Annotated in this window: 16 protein-coding genes; 8 read left to right on the top strand and 8 right to left on the bottom strand. The window is 49.6% G+C overall.

The window, feature by feature from the left end; translation table 11 throughout:
* The first annotated feature begins 63 nt into the window (after positions 1-63).
* Positions 64-957 carry a hypothetical protein gene (locus HOK28_06710; GenBank protein ID MBT6432764.1) on the top strand — a complete coding sequence of 298 codons (894 nt, stop codon included), beginning with the start codon at positions 64-66 and terminating at the stop codon, positions 955-957.
* A 10-nt stretch (positions 958-967) separates the two neighbouring features.
* Here the strand turns inward: HOK28_06710 and HOK28_06705 are convergent, their stop codons facing one another.
* A complete protein-coding gene (locus HOK28_06705; protein MBT6432763.1) occupies positions 968-1,924 on the bottom strand; it encodes a TRAP transporter small permease subunit in 957 nt (318 codons plus the stop codon).
* Between the two features lie 100 nt (positions 1,925-2,024).
* On the bottom strand, positions 2,025-4,160 hold the full coding sequence (locus HOK28_06700) for a hypothetical protein (protein MBT6432762.1): 2,136 nt from the start codon (positions 4,158-4,160) through the stop codon (positions 2,025-2,027).
* A 504-nt stretch (positions 4,161-4,664) separates the two neighbouring features.
* Between HOK28_06700 and HOK28_06695 the strand changes: the two genes are divergently transcribed.
* Entirely contained in the window at positions 4,665-5,075 is a 411-nt protein-coding gene (locus HOK28_06695; protein MBT6432761.1) for a thiol-disulfide oxidoreductase DCC family protein, read from the top strand.
* Here HOK28_06695 and HOK28_06690 read toward each other — a convergent pair whose 3' ends face one another.
* On the bottom strand, positions 5,076-6,425 hold the full coding sequence (locus HOK28_06690) for a hypothetical protein (GenBank protein MBT6432760.1): 1,350 nt from the start codon (positions 6,423-6,425) through the stop codon (positions 5,076-5,078).
* A gap of 177 nt (positions 6,426-6,602) precedes the next feature.
* On the opposite strand from HOK28_06690, the gene HOK28_06685 reads away from it, so the two are divergent.
* A complete protein-coding gene (locus HOK28_06685; GenBank protein MBT6432759.1) occupies positions 6,603-7,466 on the top strand; it encodes a bile acid:sodium symporter family protein in 864 nt (287 codons plus the stop codon).
* Between the two features lie 135 nt (positions 7,467-7,601).
* Positions 7,602-8,312, top strand: a complete 711-nt coding sequence (locus tag HOK28_06680; GenBank protein MBT6432758.1) for an HAD family hydrolase — start codon at positions 7,602-7,604, stop codon at positions 8,310-8,312.
* Here HOK28_06680 and HOK28_06675 read toward each other — a convergent pair whose 3' ends face one another.
* The 5 genes from HOK28_06675 to HOK28_06655 all read right to left on the bottom strand — a co-directional run bounded on the left by HOK28_06675 (position 8,313) and on the right by HOK28_06655 (position 11,773).
* Positions 8,313-8,477 (bottom strand): hypothetical protein, encoded by a 165-nt coding sequence (locus HOK28_06675; protein MBT6432757.1) that lies wholly within the window; start codon positions 8,475-8,477, stop codon positions 8,313-8,315.
* 284 nt (positions 8,478-8,761) lie between these two features.
* A complete protein-coding gene (locus HOK28_06670; protein ID MBT6432756.1) occupies positions 8,762-8,968 on the bottom strand; it encodes a DUF3820 family protein in 207 nt (68 codons plus the stop codon).
* A gap of 73 nt (positions 8,969-9,041) precedes the next feature.
* A complete protein-coding gene (locus tag HOK28_06665) occupies positions 9,042-9,245 on the bottom strand; it encodes an RNA-binding S4 domain-containing protein (GenBank protein ID MBT6432755.1) in 204 nt (67 codons plus the stop codon).
* Between the two features lie 178 nt (positions 9,246-9,423).
* Positions 9,424-10,254, bottom strand: coding sequence for a flagellin FliC (locus HOK28_06660; GenBank protein ID MBT6432754.1), 831 nt, complete (start codon positions 10,252-10,254; stop codon positions 9,424-9,426).
* Between the two features lie 439 nt (positions 10,255-10,693).
* Positions 10,694-11,773 carry an FHA domain-containing protein gene (locus HOK28_06655; GenBank protein MBT6432753.1) on the bottom strand — a complete coding sequence of 360 codons (1,080 nt, stop codon included), beginning with the start codon at positions 11,771-11,773 and terminating at the stop codon, positions 10,694-10,696.
* A 176-nt stretch (positions 11,774-11,949) separates the two neighbouring features.
* Between HOK28_06655 and HOK28_06650 the strand changes: the two genes are divergently transcribed.
* The 4 genes from HOK28_06650 to HOK28_06635 form a co-directional block, all read left to right on the top strand.
* Positions 11,950-13,530, top strand: coding sequence for an amidase (locus HOK28_06650; protein MBT6432752.1), 1,581 nt, complete (start codon positions 11,950-11,952; stop codon positions 13,528-13,530).
* 105 nt (positions 13,531-13,635) lie between these two features.
* On the top strand, positions 13,636-15,201 hold the full coding sequence (locus HOK28_06645; GenBank protein ID MBT6432751.1) for a hypothetical protein: 1,566 nt from the start codon (positions 13,636-13,638) through the stop codon (positions 15,199-15,201).
* Positions 15,202-15,363: 162 nt separating this feature from the next.
* Entirely contained in the window at positions 15,364-15,627 is a 264-nt protein-coding gene (locus HOK28_06640) for a (2Fe-2S) ferredoxin domain-containing protein (GenBank protein ID MBT6432750.1), read from the top strand.
* A 149-nt stretch (positions 15,628-15,776) separates the two neighbouring features.
* The coding region (locus HOK28_06635) for a protein kinase (GenBank protein MBT6432749.1) at positions 15,777-17,247 on the top strand (1,471 nt) is incomplete at its 3' end.

The raw sequence follows: 17,247 nt of genomic DNA, 5'->3' as shown, positions 1-17,247 counted from the left end.
TCTTTTCGACCTTTGATCTATTCGCTATGGGGCATCCGCTAAACCTGCACACAGGAGTTTACGATGCGGCTAGCTCTGGCAACTTGTTCCAACCTTCCTGATTGGGAAGTCGACGACTTACCTTTTCACCAAGCAATTGTTGATGCAGGCATCGACATGGAGCGCCCCATCTGGGACGACCCGGCGGTGGATTGGAAAAGCTTCGACCTGGTTTTGATTCGTACCACTTGGGACTACCAGGAAAAGCAGCAAGACTTTAATGCTTGGGCTGAGCGTATCAGTGTAGAAACTCGTCTGGTCAATCCTGTGAATGTGGTGGTTTGGAACACGGCTAAAACCTATCTACGGGACTTAGAACGCGTGGGCGCACCTCTTACGCCTACCAAGTGGCTCGATCAGGGAACCCAGGTCGATATCCAAGCGATGATGCAAGGACTGGGCTGGACCCGAGGTTTCTTAAAACCTGTGGTCGGTGCGACGGCTCGGGAAACATTACCCTTTGATTGCAGCCCCGAAAGTCTTGAAAAAGCACAGGCTCACCTCGATAGACTCTTACCCGACGAGTCGATGATGCTGCAGCCATTTTTGGCATCGGTCATGGAAGAGGGTGAGTACTCGGCGATATTTTTTGGCGGTGAGTTCTCGCATGGCGTTCAAAAAATCCCTGTTGCGGGAGATTACCGAGTTCAAGATGACTTTGGAGCAACTGATAAACCGCACACGTTCAATGAAAGTGACTACGAAACCGTTCAACAAATTGAAAAATCATTGTTGCGATTGGTGAAGGAACGGTTTGATGGTGTTGCCCTTACTTATGCTCGGGTCGATATGATTCGTGATGCAGAGGGTAAATTAAGACTCAACGAATTAGAGTTGGTTGAGCCATCTCTCTTTTTCCGGCACGACTCTGAGTCTCCGAAGCGTTTCGTAAATGTTTTAACGAAGTTTAAGAAGTGAGCTGAGGGCGCTATTCGTCTTTTTTACTGACCCCAGTCGCAGCTGTCCAGGCTAGAGACTCGAGCTGGTTCTTCTCAGTTTCTTCTTCTTCAACCAGTCTAGAGAACTCATCAAAATCCGCATCTGCGCCGATCTCACCTCGAGCCGCTTTGAGCTCTTCCTCTGTAGGAACAGGCTCCATGACGCCTTTGAGGATGAAAATCGCGTGCCCAACGAATCTTGCCAACGTTAAACCGAAGCCAACAGGAATGGCGATGGTGATGGCCCAATATGGGATTGGAATCGATTCAAACTTGCCGGCCTTCATGTCGGCGTTGACCCACTGCTCAAAGTTGATCATTGCGTAGTCCCAGCCAACCAGTGCCAGAAAGAGCGTAAAGATCGATGCAACAACGAGCCCAACCGCTGCATGTTGGCGTTGCATATGAACTGGGATCAGTTTGTGAATCGCTTGTAAAACGATGTGCCGGCGTGTGTATGCCGCCATCGACGAGCCAAGCATGACCACCCAGAGCATCAAACATAGGGCGAGACGCTGAGCGAAGATAAGGCCACTGGGCAGGAGCACAACCATCAGCTTTCCGAAGGCCAAAAACAACGCGCCAATACCCAGTCCGAATATGAGATGTTTTGAAGCTGCCCACTCGGTCTTCGCGGTTTTGACAGCAAAAACGCAAGCCACAAGCCATAACGTTATCGTGATGGCACCTGAAATGAAGGCAACGTTAGCCTCTTCCCCAGCGATCGCTTGGACAAGCGAATACATCTTGCCCTTGGGCGTTGAGAAGAAGTTCCAAACGATTCCCAAAAACACCGAGAAAATCATGATGATTGTCGCAATGGTTACAAAAAGTCGTTCGCCTTGATAAATGTTCTTATCTAGTTTTGCGATAAAACCGCTTCGAACAAATTCCGTAGATAAGTGCTTCTTACTGATGCCGTCCCCCAATGGTTCTGCAACGAACACGTCGCAACCCAACACCAAAAAAATAACGTGATCTGAGTTTGTGGGCAAGCATCCCGTCAGGGCTTGAGCATTATTGTGTATGTGGAAGTAGGGAAGGGTTTCAGAATTCTGGCTCGAGATAGCAACCAATGGCGCTTTCACCAATGGAATCTCGCAAAGCGCTGACGTCTTGAGCGTCTAAGAGTCTGTTATTACTAAGTTCTAGGTTTCCACCGATTCTTCGAACACCGTAAAGTGCATCGAGACTGTCGAGGTGAGGCTGATGCTCAATACTGAGTTGGCCTCCAACAAATGCGAGGCGGTGAAGTCCATTTAAACTTTCCATCTGCGGGTTAGACCGAATGGTAAGGTCTCCGCCGACTTTGGTGAGGCTGTCGATACCGCAAGCCGATTGCATGAGGGCGTTACGCTGCAGTTCCAGACTGCCCCCAAGAGAGCGCAGATTGTCGAGCCCATTGAGATTCGGAAGGTTTGGATTTTCCCCAATATACAAGCCGTCGCCAACAGAGGTTAAGTTATTCATCCCCCCAAGACTTCCGAGCTGATTATTTCCTTGCACCTCTACGCAGTGACCGACTTCGGTAAGGTTGTCGAGGCCAGCGAGGTTTTGCAGGCGAGGGTTGTTTTGAATCAAAAGCTCCGCGCCCACCAGGGTGAGGTTCGAGAGGCCTTCCAGATTACCCAACGACCAATTGTCGAGAAGCCAGACGTCACCTTCAACCACTGAGAGATTGTCGAGACCATCTAAGTTGACCAGGGAACGGTTCGCTTCAATCCAGAGTGAATCGCCGATACCTTTGAGACTGCGAAGTCCCGTGAGTTCGAGCAGTGATTCATTTGTATCGATATGAAGACCACCGCCGATACGCGTAAGGTTGTGTAGCCCTTCGAGACTGTTGAGCTCGCCCGTACCGCGAATACGCATGGTACCGATCAAAGAAGTTAGCGACTCAAGCCCGTTTAAGTTTTTCAGACCCGAGCCTGAAATGATGAGATCTCCAACGATCCGCTCAACACCTTCGATGCGCTTGATATCTGAAGCGTGTCGGATAACGATATTGCCCGATACTTGTTTACGCGATTCAAGTGCTTTGAGTTTGATTCTACCTCGGATATTAAAAATGCCGATGGAGGCTTTGAGCCCATCGCTTGCAGCCGAAGGCAGTCTATTGTTGTCGAGAATCTCAACCTCGCCACCGATGCTCGATAAGTTATCCAGCGAGTGAATATTTTCAAGATTGGGATTTGAAACCAGCCGAAAGCTGCCACCAATCTTTTCGAGTTGATCAAAACCACTCAAGTTTTCAATGCAGTTGTTGCCTTTAAGGGTAAAGTCCCCGCCAATGCGTTCGAGCCGCGATAAGGGCTCAAAGCTGCGCAGGCTCGCACTCTCAATGTATACGTTGCCACCGACGCGCCCGAGTTTCTCAAGGCCGTGAAGATGCTCAAGAGAGCGATTGGCTTCAAGCTCAAAGTCACCGTTGATGTTTGAAAGATCTGAGAACGCGCTAAGCGAAGTTAGGCTGGGATTGGAACGAAGGTAGACTGAATCTGAGATGCTGCCCAGGTTGTCGAGCCCCTCGAGATTTTGAAGAGACGGGTTACACTCTATTCTTAAACTTCCACCGATAGATTGTAGCCGCCGAAGCCCCTTAAGGCTGAGTAAACTCTGGTTGGTGCGAACACGAAGATATTCTTCGATATCAACAATGCCATCGAGCCCAGTCAAAGATAAGAGTGAATCGTTGTGTTGGATAGAGAGAAGTCCAACACGAGAAATACCACCTAATCCTTCGAGATTCTTGAGCGAGTGATTACCGCGAAGACTAAGCTGTTTGAGGTTGCCCAAAATACCCCACAAGCCGCGCAGTGATTCCAACTTCGGGTTTCCAACGATGATCAAATTGGAACCGGTGTGGCGCAAGCTTTGAATGCCGGTAAGCTGCTTTAAGTTCGAATTGTTGGAGATGATGAGACCTTCTCCAACAAACTTAAGACTGTCTAAGCCGCTTAAGTCTTCCAACTCATGACAACCAACAACTGAGAGTGAACCAACAATCACTTTAAGGTGACGAAGGGGGCTCAAATCTTTGATATTTGATGCCCGAATGGTGAGATGCCCGGCCACTTGTGTGTAGCCCTCGAGCTCTAACAATTCTTCAGGTGTCCCGATGGTTGCGCTAATGGCAAGTACCTTCTGGGATGTCTGTTCTGCTGCAAGCAGGGTTTGCTCCATTGCGAACGTTCTCCAACGCTAGTGCTTAGTAATCTCTGGTTTACCTCAACCGAAGGCTGCCCTTGGCTTTGGTACCCCAGAGCATTAGTAATAAATCGCACCTCGTTATTTCCAAAATTATAGGCTCGCCGGAACTTGTCAGACCCGTGATCCACCACCGGGCTATGAGATCAAGAAAGCTGCAGCAGCCGATGTGAAGGGGCTCGGAGGCCATCGATCCAGATCGATCATAGGACGCGTTTTTTTTCACAGAAGGTGTCAAGTAAATTGTCTAATATAAGAGTCGCTGATTTCTTGACGCCGAATTGATCTCAGACCCGTCCTTAAAGGCTCGGATCGATCATGGCCAGATATTCGTTTGAGGTATTTTCAAGGAATTTAGATACTGGGAAGATGGCTATCTTAGGGGGCCTGAATTAAAAGAACCTCAGAGACGGACCTGGAGCCTTGCGCAATGAGCAGGGGCTCCCTAGTCTAAGGTTAAGACTAACTTTGAGCTGTGATATGACGGAAATGAGTCCTGAAAAACCGGTGATTTTGTTCGATGGTGTTTGCAACCTATGCAACTCCTCCGTGAACTTTGTGATCGATCGAGATCCTCAGGGGACCATCTATTTTGCACCTCTACAGTCTGAATATGCTCGTAAGCTCTTAGAGAAGCATCAAATAGGCATGGAGCTTAACACGATCGTGCTTTTGGAAGATGGTAAGGTTTACGACCGTTCAACCGCGGCCTTGCGAATCGCCCGGTTACTTAATGGCCCGTGGCCTTTGCTTTACGCGAGTATCGTGATTCCACGCTTTATTCGCGATGGTGTTTACCGTTGGATAGCTAGAAATCGCTACAGGTGGTTTGGGAAAACGCAGGCATGCCGCGTCCCCACTCCAGAACTTCAAGCCCGCTTTCTGGCCTGATCAGAAATCGATTGGAACCGATGTATCCAGCGAGAGCAGGGTGAAGGCAAAACACATTTCTTCATCTGTGCGCTCCCCATACCCAACATCGATGGGTGGGTTATGAATGAGGTCTGGATTAGAGTCTGAGTTGTTCCAGCTACAGCGAAGACGAACTTTATCTCCCGGATAAAGAACAAGTGGCTCGTTGAAAACGTAGGAAACTTGATTATCAAAGTCCCAGCGCTCCGATTTTGCGACACAGATATCCTCTTCCCCTTCTCGCTCAACCCAAAGCTGATAGCTTTGACCTAACACATGCATGTGCGGCCCGGTCGCGTAGACCGTGATCGTAGCATCGGGATCGATGCTTTCAAGAAGCGCAGGGATCGCAAATTCGTAGTCATGGCTGTAGTTGTCGTCACCTGCGGGGATTGTAAAACCGCGGTCACCAAAGGGCCACATTCTAAGCTCGGTCTCAACGGTGTCAGTGATCCTAAGTGCATAACCAGAATCGTCGGACAAGGTGCCGGTTGCCGAGCCATTATGAAAATAGTGCATCTGAACGACAAGGCGTTCATCGGATCCAACCTTGATTCCTTTGGTACCATCAAATTCTACGGGTAAGGCACCCGGTGCCCAAGCCGCAATCATACCTTCTCCCTGGCCACCCATATCGTCGATACAATCCCAGCCTAAGGCAGGGTCATGGTCGGGAAGGTCACGTTCAGAGAGTCGGTAGAGAACAATGTGGTGGATGATTTCAGGGTTTCCTAAAATGGGATGGAATGCGGTAATAAAGAAATCTTCTTCTTGTTGGTGATCGAGCGCAAAGCATCGGTATTCGTTACCAGGGTTTGAAGCATCTTCAAAAAGCGGCACATAGGGCGCTGTCATCATGATTTGTAAGTCGGGGTTCGCCAGCTCCATGGGCAGGGGCGGTTCAACGCTCTGCGCAGGTGCGGTACCCACGGCCTTACCTTCAGCAATCCAATCTCGAATGGTTTCTTTGGTGCCGGGCGCCATGACCAGTCTATCCGAACCGACGTAGTCGCGGCAGTCTGGATCTGAGGACGGAGGTGGCATCGTGCCAGCATCGAGTTGGGTCATAATCATCGATGAAAGGACCAAGACATCATCGGGGGTCGTAAAGTCTCCAACACCCTGACCGCCTTCTTGATGGCAGCGTGTGCAGTAGGTGTTGAGAATGGGCTGAACATCTTTGTAAAACGTAAGGCCTTCAGTTTCAGTGGTCTCGCCTGGATTAACGTTGTCGCCGCTGTTTGTATCGCCGCCACTTGTGTCGCCGGTATTGTTGTCGGAGCACGCCCCCAGAGCCGCTACCATCGCGATGATTAGATACTTCTTCATTTGAACCCCATGTTAATCAGCTTGGGCCGTCTGTGTGACCGAACCGCCGTGATTTGAACGTTGATACGTTAACGACCAGAGTTTGCTTGTGCAAGACTCTAAGGGGCATTTCGTGACGCATCCTTACAAGTGGGAGAGATTTTCCACCCATTGGATATTTTGCTATCGTTTGGGGCTATGAATACCGAGTCCTTGGTCCATCTTTTTTTACCAACCACACTGGCGATGATTATGCTTGCTATGGGGCTTGGTCTAACCATCAGTGATTTTAAGAGCTTAGCGGAAAAACCACGGGCTGCGATAACGGGCCTGACCTGCCAAATGGTGCTCTTACCAATTTGCGGGTTTGGGGTTGCGTGGTTATTTGGGCTGCGTTCTGAGCTGGCGGTCGGTTTGGTGGTGCTCACGGCGTGTCCTGGTGGTGCTCACTCGAATCTTTTTACGAATCTAGCGCGCGGGGACACTGCGTTGTCCGTTACTATGACCGCGGTTTCGGGAGTTTTAACAGTTGTCACGATTCCACTCATAGCCAGTGGGGCGCTTCAAGCTTTCGCAACGGGCGAATCTGATTTGTCTTTGCCGATGGGTGAGACCGTTACGAAAGTTTTTGTCTTGATGGCTCTACCGATCGCAACGGGGATGGCGTTGAGGGCCTGGAGCGAAAAGTATGCGCGTCTAATGGAGAAAATCGTAAAATCCATCGCGGTCTTTTTGTTGGTGGTTCTTATCGCTGGCGCTGTGGGGCGGCAAGCTTCACGATTGGGAGAGCTTGTACACGAAGTGGGTGCAGCGGTGGTGGCGCTCAACGTGGGTACGATGCTCTTAGGCTTTGTCGTGACCCGGTCTCTGGCATTACCCGGACGACAAACGATTGCTATTGTGATGGAAGTGGGAATCCAAAACTCAGCTCTCGCAGTGGGTTTGACGATGAGCTTTTTTGGCGCAGATTATGCTGTACCGGCGATTGTTTATAGCTTGTTCGTTTACCTGACCGGGTTCTTGATTGTCTTGATCGGCCGAACAATATACCCAGAGCCTTAAAACTGGATTGGCTGGCCACTTTTAGAAGCAACCGCATTGAATAGTTTGAAGGTCTTGATTGGCATGGCCACGGTATTTATGGCATGAGAACAGGCTGCGCTCGACCTCTTGAGCGCCATTGACCGGGATATGAATATGAAACCCAAAGAACTTTTAGAAGACATTTTGCGACGCGCGCGAACAGTCAAAGAAGCTGGCGGAAACCCGTTGGTGGTCCTCGATTTGGACGGTACTCTTTTTGATAACGGACCCCGCACATGGAAACTTGTTGCCGAGGCGTTGGAGGAGAGTGGCTTTGAGGCTGAGCGTAAGAAATTGAACGCAACTTCGAATCGGTTTTTGCCGTATCTTGTGACAGATTTTTTAGAGCAAGCCGGCATCCATGGTGATGATTTGGTGGACCAAGTTAAGAAATATTGGTTCAGCAGATTTTTCACAGATCGCTATCAGGAATATGATGTGCCGTTAGAGGGAAGTGTTGCGTTTGTGAAAGCGCTCTACGAGGCTGGTGTAACCATGGTTTATCTCACGGGGCGCGATGTTCCTGGGATGCTTTCAGGATGCACAGAGTCTCTGAGAGCAAATGGATTCCCCGTAGGCCTTATTCGTACCATGATGATTCTTAAGCCAGACTTTGAAACCGAAGATCTTGTGTTTAAAAAAGAGGCAGCGAGTTTTATTTCTCAAACAGGAACAGTTGTTGCGGCCTTTGATAACGAGCCAGGCAACTGCAATTTGTTTTTAAACTCTTGGCCAGATGCATTGAGTGTCTTTTTGGATACGACGTGTGGACCGAACCCGCCGGCGTTGCTTGATGGCGTTCTCAGCATAGAGCGATTCGAGTAATTATTTTTTCTTGTTAATTCTCAAAAGAAGAAGTGCCATGGTTGTGAGCCCGAGCGCGAGTGTGGGCGGTTCTAAGATGGCATTGGTACAACCGCTTAGGGTTAAGAGTATTCCGCCGAAAATGGCTAAGTCAGCCGGTTGCGTACTTTGATACTTTTTCTTCATAACTCTCTCTCAAGTGTCACTCTGGGCAAGTTTGCGACTCTGCAACTGACTCGTCAAGGGCGGGGAGGGGTATGTTTTGAAGATAAAAAGTAGGTTGCCAAGTACATATGCCCCTACGTTATTAACTGCTTAATAATACTTTTGCTGCACTGCGCAACATGCAAATGTTTGATATTTCGAGAATTTTAGAGTGGGGGTCTTTTGGCATGAAAGAGAACCCAGCAAAACACCATAAATGTGGTGCGTACATTTCTAGGAAAAATATCTTAGATTCATACGATGAATCAGCGATCCTGAGCGATGCATTTTAGCTCAGCGAGAATATGGTTTAAACCATTGAGCTTAATAACGTAGACAGTTTCCATCAGCTGTCCCAATTTGCCTTTAGGAAACCCCTGCTGACTGAACCAAACCAAGTAGGGCTCGGGTAAGTCGGATAAACGTTGGCCTTTGTAGCGACCAAAAGGCATCCGCATCTCAACAATTTCCATCAGGACCCGCGGGTCAGGGACTGGATTTTGGGGAGTGGGATTGGATGTCTGTTTGTTGTCCACTTTGTTTTCCCTAATCGAGCGTGACTTCCATTTCATGGCCGTCGAGTTCTACAACGTCACCGAGGCGAAGCTTGCGCTTGCGTCTGGTATCCACTTCACCATTGACGGTGACCTCACCGGATTGAATCAGAACTTTCGCTTGGCCGCCACTTTCAACAACACCGGCCATTTTTAAGAATTGGTCGAGCCGGATTGTTAGATTCTCTTCACTCATATTGCACCTCACCAAGGGGCGTCTATATCCGAGCGTTGGAGCTGACAAGTGTATCCTCTGGTTTATGGGAACTCTGGGTGTGCATTGATCAAAAAAAAGGGCAGCCACATGGGCTGCCCTTTTAAGATACCGGCAAAGATATGCTTTGCGTGGGTGGGGATTGTTTAACGTTTGCCTCTTAGCCTAAAAGCATTAACGCCGCTTGCGGCAACGCGTTCGCTTGAGCCAGAACGGACGTGCCGGCCTGGGTCAAGATTTGATGGCTTGTAAATCTGGCAGTCTCTTCTGCCACATCTACGTCGCGAATCCGCGAAAGCGAAGCGGAGTGATTTTCATAGCTTGCACTTAAATTATTAATGGTCATCTCTAACCGGTTTTGAGTAGCACCAAGCGTTGCACGCTGAGTGTTAATCGTGGAAAGAGCTGTATCCAAGGCCGAAATCGCTTTCTGAGCTCCAGTTGCTGATGTCAAAAGTTCATCATTAAGACCCAGCGACGTAGAGCCAGTGTTTGCAATCGACAGACTGATTCTGTCGTTGGCGGTGTTTTTATAGCCGACTTGAAAGTTGGTACCCGTTGAGAGACTACCATCAATCAAATTAGTGCCATTAAACTCTGTAACACTTACGATACGGTCCAGTTCGGATTCCAAGAGTTGGAACTCTTGGTCCAAATAACCTCGCTCGGTAGTGTCCATGGTTCCCTCATTGGAAGCCTGAACGGATAGCTCGCGCATCCGTTGGACAATACCGGTCATTTCTTGCATTGCTCCTTCAGCGGTTTGAACCATGCTGACAGAGTCACTGGCATTGCGCTTGGCTTGATAAATACCTTGCGTATGAGCCGTTAACTCAGTGGAGATTGCACTTCGGGCGGCATCATCGCCGGCCTTGTTGATGCGAAGACCTGAAGAAAGTCTGTTTACACTTTCTCCGAGCATCGCTGTTGTTTTGGATAAATTCTTTTGCGCGCGTAACGACGCAATATTAGTCACCATAGATAAAGCCATAGCTTTGTTCCCTTCATACTATTAGACGCTGTTGGGGCGTCTTTATTGGGGTTAGTATTCGAGTGCCCTTGTGGCACCATTATTAGAGAAAGCGCTTTTAGGCCTGGCTGGGCACGCTTAATATTTGCTAGCTGTTAACCAATCCCCACCCATGCGGATCAGCATACAACTCGCTGGCATAGTGAGCATCGACGGATTCCCTCTGACCTTTAGGAAAAAAGTAAAAAAAAAGAACAGAGGGGTGCTAAAGTTTTTTAATCAACCTTTTCAGGTGCTTAGCTTGTGTCTGTTGGGGTGGGATAAAGTTTTTTTAAATAAAAAGAACAATCATTTGAACAAATATGTACGCGCTGACTTCGTTTTTGAGCGCAATTTGCCCTGTGGCCCGTACGCTATGGCCTTAAATATGAAGGTAAATGTAGGTTTTTTCAGTACTCAGTCAGCTGGTCTTACCGGTGAGGCAGTAAAGCTCCTGAGGCTCAGGTTTACCGTCTAGAGTACGTGCCCCGAGCGCCCTGAAGGCGTAGTCTTGTGGGGCCAGGGTTTGAGTGGCCGGACACGAAATAATTGAGCCTGTATATGCTCCCGCAAACCGTTGAAGCTGCATGGCAAGACTGACGGATTCACCAATGACATTTAAGCTGGTTGAGCGAAGCTCCCCATGGCTCTGAATTTTCACCGGACCGGTTGTTAAAGACCAATTGACGACCAAAGGCATCTCATCCATGAGCCATACCGTCTTATTTTTGGCGAGTTCTTGAGTGAGCATGTCGAGTTCTAGCGCTGCTTCGCAGGCATTCCCGATGTAATTTTGCCCATTGATGGCGTCATCCCAGAAACCGACCAGTGCATCGCTGCGGTGGTCCTTCACGGTCCCGCCCCGCTGCATAATACCGAGTTGAAGCTTTGAGAAGACTCGGCTGATAGACTGCTGGAGCGTCGCCGACACGTCTTTGACCCCTGAACCGGTGTAGTTTTCGATGGTCCCAACAAGAACGGTCGCCATACTTAAGGCCTGAGAGCTTTGGGTTGATGAGGTGTCGACTGGGGTTTCGCTTTGCTGTGAGGCGATGGTCACATGAAAGTCTGGCTGGAGGCCGATTCTAATTTTTTGTCCTGTTTGAATGGGTTGCTCGATATTGGGTTCGAGTCTTCTGTCGTCGAGGCGAGTACCATTTCTGCTCACGTCTCGGATATAAAACAAGCCATCTGGTCCCAGGCCAATCTCACAGTGTTTGGATGAAATTGTGCGGTCTTTTACGAAAAGAACGCCCACTGGGACGGTTTCCATGTTCGAGCGAAACCTAGCCAATTGAATGCGGTCGTAAAATCGATACCGGTTTTCTTGTTCAGTGCCTGGCTTTACCGTGAGAAACGAAGGTGCTTGACCGTTCGGTGGTGGTTCAACGTAGAGCATATCATCTTTTGGATTACCGGTTGGTCGCACTAAAGAGGCGTCTTGACTCGGTTCGTTTGTTGGGGCCGATGGCCCACTCTCATGCACTTTGTTGTTACTCATAAACTCCCCACCTACTCATTCATACCACCTCCCTAGGTGCCGATCTAGAAGTGGAAGCAATTGGTGAGAGTCGTTTTTAGATGGGGATTGAATCTCGACGCGCTGCCCCAAAATGCTTGATCTTGCGGCCCATTAAGATATTGCTCTTTCTCCAATCATTGCTCTGGGGGACTTCAATGACAATTTATCCCGATGACATCTGCATGCTTTCTGCTTCGGATATGCTTCGCCATTTAAATGCTGGCGAACTCTCGTCGCTTGAGATTGTCGACGCGCATATTACTCGGATTGAAACTTGGGACCATCAAGTTAACTCCATCGTTCATCGTTTTTTCGAGCAAGCGCGCGATGAGGCAAGAGCAGCTGATGCGCTGCGTGCGAAAAAGAGCAAAAATTTACCGGCTCTCTTGGGCTTACCCATGACGATCAAGGAATCTTTGGCGACTCCGGGAACACCCGTGAGCTTAGGATTAGAGGCTTGGCGCAATCGTATCCCCAAAGAACAGTCTGTGGCAGCACGGCTTCTGATGGAGCAAGGCGCAATCATGGTTGGTAAAACCAACGTGTCTCAGATGCTTCTTTTCCACGAGAGCGATAATCCGATTTGGGGTGCCACCAATAACCCATGGTCTTCTGACCGGGTACCTGGAGGTTCTTCGGGCGGTGAGGCTGCGGCCATTGCGGCGGGCATGTCTCCTTGGGGCGTTGGCACTGATATTGGGGGTTCCATTCGCATCCCGTGTGCTTTCTGCGGTATCGCAGGCATTAAACCAACGGTTGACCGATGGTCCAATGTTGGCAGCAACAGCGCCATTCCTGGCCAGGAAGTGATTCGAAGTCAGTGCGGTCCGATGGCCCGTACAAGTGAAGATGTGGCTTTAATGCTGCGTGCCATCAACTCAAAGCAGCACACACCATTTGATCCCAACGTTGCGCCATTTCAAATGGACGACCCAGGTAAAGTGAAGCTTAAAAAGCTGCGGGTCGGTTTTTATGATGATGACGGTTTTATTACGCCATCAGAGTCCGTTCGCAGAGCTGTACGACAAGCGGTTGCAGCCCTTGAAGACCTGGGTGTGGAGGTGGTTCCCTTTCGGCCGCCTCATGTTGAGGAACTCCTCTACACTTATTTGGCAGCACTTTCGTCAGATGGTGGTTATTACATAGAGAAGGCGCTCGACGGCGATCCCATAGTGGGACAGCTCAAGCCTCTTAAGACCATTGTTAAATTGCCGGCTCGGGTTCGAAAGACAGCGGCAGCAGCCATGGGACTTCTAGGTGAGTCCAAGGTTCAGAAGTTGCTTGAGAATGTTCGGCCCAAGCCAGTTGAGGAATTGTGGGAGTTGACCAACGAGCGCACGCGTATCCGGCGCAGCACGATGAATGTATGGAATGAGCAGGGGCTGGATGCCGTCATTTGCCCACCTCATGCGACGCCTGCAATCTTGCACGGGCAATCGAGCCAGTTTACGTTGGGCGGCTCTTACGCCATTCGTTACAACTACCTCAACTTGCCCGCTGGTGTTGTACCCGTGACCCGGGTTCAAGCCAATGAAGAGGTTCGCGGCAATCTCCATGACAGACTTGATAAAACTGCCGCTGATGCGCAAGCTGGGAGCGCAGGTATGCCGATAGGTGTTCAGGTGGCTGCACGTCCGTACAGAGAAGATGTGGTTTTAGCGTTGATGATGGCTATCGAGGACCATGCACGTGCGGATGCGCTCTTTCCGAGAACGCCCGTTCTACCGCATGCTTAAGTATGATTTTCTGTTTTAGGGGTGAATTGAAGTTGCGAGACGATTTTACGGCTTTTACACTTGGGGTGTAGGTAAAGCGTCCTACAAATTTGGGGGAGAATTATCGTGAACATTCGTTCTAATGGGTTGGTATCACCAAGCCTCTTGGCTTTCTTGTCAGCCATTTTGATTGTCATAGCGGTTGGCTGTTCAGATACGGGCAATGGCCAAGCCGGTGGTGATTGTGATGCATCATCGTGCGGAACGAACGCTTCTTGTGATGCGATTAACGGGGCATGTGAATGCAACGCTGGATTCGCAGATTGCGACGGCGATGCAGCCAATGGCTGTGAGACAGAAGGCAGCTGCGCTTGCGAGTTTGGTATTCAAAGGAATTGTTACGATGGACCAACTTCAACGCTTGACGAAGGTCTTTGCCGGGGCGGTACACAAAGCTGTTTAGGCACTGAGTGGGGACCATGCGAAGGTCAGGTTCTTCCACAGCTTGAAAGTTGTGAGCCCAATAATGTCGATGAAGATTGCGACGGCGCGGTAGACGAAGATGAGGATGCCGATGGGGATGGTTATGGCCGCTGCGATGGTGATTGTTGTGACAGCATTGAAGAACGATGTGCAGAGGACCCAAGCTTGGTGAATCCGGGAGCCTATGACTTTCCTGGCAATGAGCTTGATGACGACTGCGATGGTATTGTTGATAACCCGCTGCCTACAGATTGCAGCCCGGCCACTATGGTTTCAGGGATTGGAGCACGAAACCTCGTTGAAGCGATGGACTTGTGCCAATTTACCACCGACGAAGAAGAGCGATGGGGCGTTTTAAGCTCGCAGCTGCTTCGGGCCAATGGTGTTGGTACCGCCGGGCCGTTACAAGTGGGTGTTTTGGAAGAGCTTGGTTCCGTGGTCCCAGCAGTTGAGAACGCCACCATGGCTGTTTTAAGTTCCGGTGAAGCCCGGGGTGTAAATGATCCCAATTACACCGGTAACCGCAGTGTGTCTTCGAACTCTGGTCAAGCCAACGTTCCAGCAGTTTATTTGAACGCCAATCAAGGGCAACTGGCATCGAATCCAAACTGCGTGTCTGGAGGCTCTGGAGTTTATGATTCTGTGCTCTTGCGATTACGAATTCGAGTGCCTACGAATGCCCAGGGTTTGCAGTTTCAATTTCGGTTTTTCAGCCACGAATACCCTATTTATCTTTGCACGGAGTTCAACGACTTCTTCTTGGCCCTCTTAGCGAGCCAGCATCCTGATATTCCGGATGATTACAATATTTCCTTCGATGCGACTGGGAATCCAGTGAGTGTAAATAACGCATTTTTCACCTCTTGTGAGGCGTTGAGCTGTGGTGGCAATGCCATGCTCAGTGGGCCGGACGTGAGTCCCATGGATGGCTGTGTCGATTCACTTACCTGCAACGCGTCTACGAACCTTTGTGAGACTTCTCTGGGGGCTTGCCCGGATGGGCCGGGTGATGTTCTGGCTTATGATCCTAATTCCGGCGACTCGGGAGCAACTGCTTGGCTGACGACCTCTGCTCCAGTGGTACCCGGTGAGATCATCTGGTTGGATTTCCATATCTGGGATACGGGCGATAGTGCACTCGATTCCCTGGTCCTACTGGACAATTTTGAGTGGCTTCTCGAGCCAACTGAAGTCATTACAAAGCTTTAGCTCTATTTTCCTTCATAAAGAGCAGCGTATGGCGGTGGCTTTAAGGCTGCTCGGTGCCTCCCAATGCAGTCATTCCTGAGTCGTTTAGGCTTTACAGGCTAGACTATCTCTGACATGAGTATGAGAACGATTCTCATTATTAACTCATGGCGTAATTGGGCAATGTGCAAGAAGTCTAATAAAATCAACCAAGTTGTGATGATTTGCAACGGCAGCGATTGTAAGAAAAAGGGGTCGAAGGACCTCTATAGGACCTGTCGTCAAAGCTTGAAGACCTTAGGTTGTGCGAAGGAAACTCTGGTGGTTCGTAGTGAATGCACTGGGCTTTGCAAGCAAGCACCGATTGTCTGCATTGGTGGTAGTAAAGTTTTAACTGCCGTCTCCAATAAAACACTGCGCTCTGGAATCGAAGCGGCATTTGCTTAAACCGCAGCGGTCTTGAGCCCGCTTTTCGGCAAAACCTCCCCAATTTCAACTTCTTTCCTGTCTCGAGTGGCTTGATCGGCGCACGCTCTTAGCCGATTATTTCATGACGGTCCTAAACAAGATTTTTCGTTACTGCGAACGGTTGAACTGTGGAACAAACCATTATTGTCTGCGCCATCTGCAAAACGCAGAACTCACTGAATGCGGACACTTGTACGAATTGTGGTGAACCGGTTGCGGTGGCCAAGGCCGATAACCTCATCGGGTCCCTTTTCAATGATAAATATAAAATCGAGCGCAAATTGGGTGTGGGCGGCATGGGTACTGTTTACCTTGCAAGCCAGCAGCCGCTGAATCGTTCATGTGTTCTTAAGCTATTGAATAAAGATGTTCTCAGTGATCCCGCAAACTCGAAACGCTTTAAGCGTGAGGCTGAGATGTCATCTAAGATATGGCACCCGAACGCCGTTCAGATCTACGACTTTGATAATGCTAAGCCCGGTCCCGGTGAAGATGAGGGCGCGCCATTTATTGCGATGGAATTCATTGGGGGCTCTCCTCTAAGCAAAATTATCAAATCCGACTTTCCATTTGAAGACAGTCGAATCATTCGAATTTTTACCCAGCTTTGTGATGTGTTGGCGGCTGGTCATAAGCTGGGCATAGTTCACCGAGATCTTAAACCCGACAACATCATGGTTCTGGACCTCCCAACCGAAAAAGACTTCGTTAAACTTTTGGATTTTGGACTCGCAAAATTTGCCGAACCAGGTGAAGACCAAGCTGAAATCACCCAGGCAGGATGGGCACTTGGAACGCCGAAATACATGGCCCCTGAGCAATGCCGCGGGCAAGCTATCAGTGCGCAAACCGATGTCTATGCTCTAGGAGTTTTACTCTACTACATGCTCGCCGGAGTTTTACCATTTGAGGGTGAATCCGTTGCGGCCTTGATGGTCAAGCATACGATGGAGAAACCGGTTCCTCCTTCTCGCCGCTCACGAAGCGATGCAATCAACCCGGAGCTTGAGCGCATTGCGCTCTGGGCCATGGAGAAGAAACTTGACGCACGCTTACCTTCGGCCAAAGAGTTTAAGCGCTCATTAGATAGAATCAATGAATCGAAAAAAATCAGCGGCGTTGATACGGGCGCCTTTGGCACTATCGGCGACCTGATCGGTGATACTGCTGGTATTTTGGCAGTCGACGGCGGAACTGAGAGCCGTGAAGCTATTGTTGCTGTGGTGGACTTAGTCTCCGAGGAAGTACCAGACAGCCCCGAGGCAATTATGTCCTGCGTGGCCAAGGCCTCCGATGTTTTCATGGAATATGATGTTCGACCCGAGAGGGCAGGTGAGCTGCGTCTCAGAGTAGGATTCGGCTTTGATGGCATTCATGGTGATGAAGCCGAGAAAGCTATTCGTGCATGCCGCCAGCTGATGTCTGCTCTCCCATTCGCGAGCGTCGCTATTCATGGGGGAATCGTGGAAGTCCGTGGCGGCGCATTGCAAAGCTGTGCGGTCGTTGATCTTGCGGAGCGATTGGCTTTGGCAGCACCCGCAGGTCAAATTTTGGTTACAGAAGACGGCGGTAGAAATACGAACATACCCGGGCTGCGTG

The sequence above is a fragment of the Deltaproteobacteria bacterium genome (assembly GCA_018668695.1).
Taxonomy (GTDB): domain Bacteria; phylum Myxococcota; class XYA12-FULL-58-9; order XYA12-FULL-58-9; family JABJBS01; genus JABJBS01.
The sequence above is the reverse complement of the archived record's forward strand: the minus strand, read 5'-3'. Positions and strand labels throughout refer to the sequence as shown.